We start from the raw sequence: 5070 nt of genomic DNA on the forward strand, positions 1-5070 counted from the left end.
CAGGCCACCGAGGACGAGGTGATTCCGTATCTGACCGGCCGGGTGTCGATCGCCGCGGTCAATGGACCACGCTCGGTGGTGATCGCCGGGAACGAGACCGCGGTGTCGGAGGTCGCGGCCCGGTTCGAGGAGGAGGGGCACAGGACCAGGCGGCTGCGGGTGTCGCATGCGTTTCACTCGCCGTTGATGGAGCCCATGCTGGACGGGTTCCGGCGGGTGGTGGAGGAGCTGTCCATCGAGGCTCCGCGGATCCCGCTGGTGTCGAATGTGACGGGTGAGGTGGCGTCGGCGGAGTTGGTGTGCTCGCCGGAGTACTGGGTGCGCCATGTGCGCGAGTCGGTGCGGTTCGCCGACGGGATGGCCGCACTCAGCGCGGCCGGGGTGACCGCGTTCCTGGAGGTCGGCCCCGACGGCGTGCTGTCCGCCATGGCCCAGGACAGCCTGCCCGAGCCGTCCGCCGACACCGTTGTGATCCCGGCGCTGCGCAAGGACCAGGAAGAGGAGAGGGCGCTGCTCACCGCGCTGGCCCGACTGCATGTCATCGGTGTGCGGATCGACTGGCAGGCCCTGTTTGCCGGAACAGGCGCTCGGCGGGTGGACCTGCCCACCTACGCCTTCCAGCGCCGGCGCTACTGGCCGGCGAGCTTGCTCCGTACGGGAGACGCCTCGGGTCTTGGCCTGGTCTCCGCGCTCCATCCCCTGTTGGGCGCGGCGGTGGAGCTGGCCGATGCCGGCGGTCTGCTGTTCACCGGTCGCCTGTCGGTGGCCACCCACCCGTGGCTGGCCGATCACGCGGCCGGCGGTGTGGTGCTGTTCCCCGGCACCGGTTTCCTGGAGCTGGCGATTCGCGCCGGTGACCAGGTCGGCTGCGGTTCGGTGGAGGAGCTCACCCTTGCGATGCCTTTGGTGGTGCCCGAGCGGGATGCGGTGGTGGTACAGCTGCGAGTGGGCGAGCCGGACGGCTCGGGACGCCGCAGTCTGAATGTGTACTCCCGTCCGGCCGATGTCGCGGAAGGGCCCTGGATACGGCATGCCACGGGCGTGCTCGCGGCCGGGGAGCGCCGGGCGGAGTCCGATGGCGCGGTGTGGCCGCCTGAGGGGGCGACCGAGGTCGATCTTGAGGGGTTCTACGAGCGGTTCGCGGCGGGCGGTTTCGCCTACGGGCCGGTGTTCCAGGGCCTGCGGGCGGTGTGGCGGCGCGGGGACGAGGTCTTCGCCGAGGTTGCCCTGGACGAGCAGGTGACCGATGCCGAGTCCTTCGGCGTGCATCCCGCGCTGCTGGACGCCGCGCTGCACGCGGCGTTGTTCGTGGACCTGGACGCGAGCGAGGCCGGCCGGTTGCCGTTCTCCTGGAACGGGGTCTGTCTGCACGCCGGTGGCGCGTCGACGCTGCGGGTACGGCTGACCAAGGCCGGTGCGGAATCGGTGTCGCTGATGGCGCTCGATGTGGCCGGGGACCCGGTTGTGTCCGTCGATTCGCTCGTCCTGCGGGCGGTGTCCACTGAACGCATGGCCGCCGCTTCCGCGCGTCGGCACGAATCGCTGTTCCAGTTGGCATGGACACCCTTGCCGACGCCCGGGTCCGTCGATGGCACCGAGGACGTGCGGTGGGCCGTACTCGGAACGGACGAGTTCGCGCTGGGAGCGGCACTCACGGCGCCTCGAAACTCCGTTACGACGCACCAGGACCTGGAGTCCCTGGGCGAGGTGTCCGACGATGATCCCGTTGTTGTGCTGGTCCCGATCAGCGGAGGTGCCCACGGCGACGACGGGGGCGCGGATGCGGTGGCCAACACGGCGCGAGCACTCACCTCCGAGGTGCTGAGGCTGGTCCAGGACTGGTCGGCCGACGACCGGTCGGCCCGGTCCCGCCTGGTGTTCGTGACCCGGGGCGCGGTCGCGGCGGAAGACGGGGACGCGGTCCTCGACCTGGCCGCCGCCGCGGTGTGGGGTCTGGTGCGGGCGGCGCAGGTGGAGAACCCTGACCAATTCGTGCTGATCGACCTCGACGAGAAGGAGAACGCCGCCGCGGCGATCCCCGCCGTCCTCGCTTCCGGAGAGCCGCAGGCGGTCATCCGTGACGGCGCCGTCCGGGTCGGACGGCTGGGCCGCCCGGTCACCGGGGAGCTCGAGCCGCGACAGTGGGATCCTGCCGGCACGGTCCTGATCACTGGTGGTACGGGCGGTCTGGGGCGCCTGTTCGCACGGCATCTGGTGGCCGAGCACGGTGTGCGGCAACTGCTGCTGGCCAGCAGGCGCGGTGGCGAGAGCGACGCGGTCGTCGAGCTGGTCGCCGAGCTGACGGCGCACGGAGCCGAGGTCCGGGTCGTCGCGTGCGATGTCGCGAACCGGGCCGCCGTATCGGAATTGCTCGCGGGGATCCCCGAGGAGCATCCGCTCACCGCGGTCATCCACACCGCTGGTGTCCTGGACGACGGTGTGATCGGTTCGCTGACACCGGACCGGCTGGACACCGTCTTCCGACCCAAGGTGGACGCGGCGTGGCAGCTGCACGATCTCACCCGGGACATGGATCTCGCGGCGTTCGTGGTGTTCTCGTCGGTCACCGGCATCGTCGGCGGCGCCGGGCAGGCCAACTACGCCGCGGCGAACAGCTTCCTTGACGGCCTGGCCCAATACCGGCGAGCGCATGGTCTCGCCGCGATGTCCTTGGCGTGGGGCCCATGGGAACAGAGCGCGGGAATGACCGGCGACCTCGGCGAAGCGGACGTCAAACGGATGGCCCGGGGCGGGATGTCGCCGTTGCCCGCCGAGCAGGGCCTGGCGCTGTTCGACACCGCGTGCTCGCTGGGGCACGCGCTGCTGGTGCCCGCCCGCGTCGATGTGGCCGCGCTGCGGGCCCGGCGTGAGGTGCCGTGGCTGGTGCGCTCCGACGCCGACCGGCCCTCGCGCCGCCACGCTGCCGCAAGCGACCCGGCCGCAGCGGCCACGCTCACCCAGCGGCTGACGGAGCTGCGCCCGGCGGACCGGGTCCGTGCCGTGGTGGACCTGGTGAGCACGGAGGTGGCCTCGGTTCTCGGGCACACGTCGCCGGAGGCGGTGGAAGTCCGGCATGAGTTCCGTGAACTGGGCTTCGACTCGCTGACCGCGGTGGAGCTCCGTAACCAGCTGGCCAACGCCACCGGCCTGCGCCTGCCGTCCACCCTCGTGTTCGACTACCCCACACCGCTGGCGCTGGCCGAACACCTGGTCGCGGAACTCGTCGGCACCGACAGTGGCCCGCTCGCGCTGGAGCCGCGCCGTACGCCCGTCGACGACGATCCGATCGTGATCGTGTCCATGGCCTGCCGCTACCCCGGTGGCGTGGATTCCGCGGAGGGCCTGTGGCAGTTGGTGAGTGACGAACTGGACGGCGTTTCCGGATTCCCGACCACCCGGGGATGGGATCTGGACGCGCTCTACGACCCGGATCGGAACACTCGCGGGAACACGAGCTATGTGCGTGAGGGTGGGTTCCTGCACGAGGCGGGCGAGTTCGACGCGGGCTTCTTCGGGATTTCGCCGCGTGAGGCGCTGGCGATGGATCCGCAGCAGCGGCTGCTGCTGGAGACCTCGTGGGAGGCGATCGAGCGGGCCGGGATCGACCCGCTGACGCTGCGCTCCAGCCGGACCGGTGTCTTCGCCGGAGTGATGTACCACGACTACGGCTCCGGCGCGGAATTCCCGGAGGAGGTGATGAGCTTCGTCGGGACCGGTACGGCGGGCAGCGTGATGTCGGGCCGGGTCGCCTACGCCCTCGGCCTGGAGGGCCCGGCGGTGACGGTCGATACGGCGTGCTCGTCGTCGCTGGTGGCCATGCACTGGGCGGCTCAGGCGCTGCGCAGTGGCGAGTGTGCCCTGGCGTTGGCCGGTGGTGTGACGGTCATGGCCACTCCGGGGCCCTTTGTGGACTTCAGCGCGCAGGGCGGCTTGGCGGCCGATGGCCGGTGCAAGTCGTTCTCCGAGAGCGCTGACGGGGTGGGCTGGTCCGAGGGTGTCGGGATGCTGGTGCTGGAGCGGTTGTCGGACGCCCAGCGCAATGGCCATGAGGTGCTGGCCGTGTTGCGGGGTTCGGCGGTGAACCAGGACGGTGCCTCGAACGGGCTCACGGCGCCGAACGGCCCGTCCCAACAGCGAGTGATACGGCAGGCCCTGGCCGACGCCGGTCTCTCGCCCGCCGATATCGATGTAGTGGAAGGACACGGAACCGGCACCACGCTGGGCGACCCCATCGAAGCCGAAGCGCTGCTGGCGACGTATGGCCGGGACCGGGACGCGGAGCGTCCGTTGTGGCTGGGGTCGGTGAAGTCGAATATCGGGCATACGCAGGCGGCGGCGGGTGTGGCCGGGGTGATCAAGATGGTCATGGCGCTGCGATACGGCACGCTGCCCGCCACCCTGCACCTCGACGAGCCGACCTCGCATGTGGACTGGTCGTCCGGCGCTGTCCGGCTGCTGACCGCACCGGTGGAGTGGCCGGAGGGCAACCGCCCCAGGCGAGCGGCGGTGTCGTCGTTCGGGATCAGCGGCACCAACGCGCACACCATCTTGGAGCAGGCGCCGCCGGCGGCTGTCGGAGCCGAGAACGACACGCCGGATGCGGCGCCGGGCGTCGTGCCGGTGGCGGTGTCGGGCAAGACGGCGGAGGCGCTGCGGTCCCAGGCGGCGCGGATGCTGTCGCACCTGGAGCGGAATCCGGAGCTGACCCCTGCCGACCTCGCGCTGTCCCTGCTGACCACGCGGTCGGCGTTCGAGCGGCGCGGTGTGGTGTTGTCCGGAGACCGTGGTGAGGCCATGGAAGGGCTGCGCGCCCTCGCCGTGGGCGGTTCGGCTGCCGGTGTCGTGCAGGACGTGGCCCGTGAGGACCGGGTGGTGGCGTTCCTGTTCTCGGGGCAGGGCAGTCAGCGGGCTGGGATGGGCCGGGAGTTGTACGAGCGGTTCCCGGTGTTCGCGGAGGCTCTGGATGAGGTGTGTGCGCATCTGGACCGGGAGCTGGACCGGTCGTTGCGAGAGGTGATGTTCGCCGAGCCCGGTTCGGTCGAGGCCGACTTGCTGGACCGGACGGTGTTC

The 5070-nt window shown here is 71.0% G+C and carries 1 protein-coding gene; it reads left to right on the forward strand.

Translation table 11 applies throughout. From position 1 onward, the window contains the following. Positions 1-5070: type I polyketide synthase (locus CCN51_RS21020; RefSeq protein ID WP_143675858.1), on the forward strand; the 5070-nt coding region annotated here is incomplete at both ends.

It is taken from the genome of Streptomyces milbemycinicus (genome assembly GCF_002154605.1).
In the GTDB taxonomy this organism is placed as follows: domain Bacteria; phylum Actinomycetota; class Actinomycetes; order Streptomycetales; family Streptomycetaceae; genus Streptomyces; species Streptomyces milbemycinicus.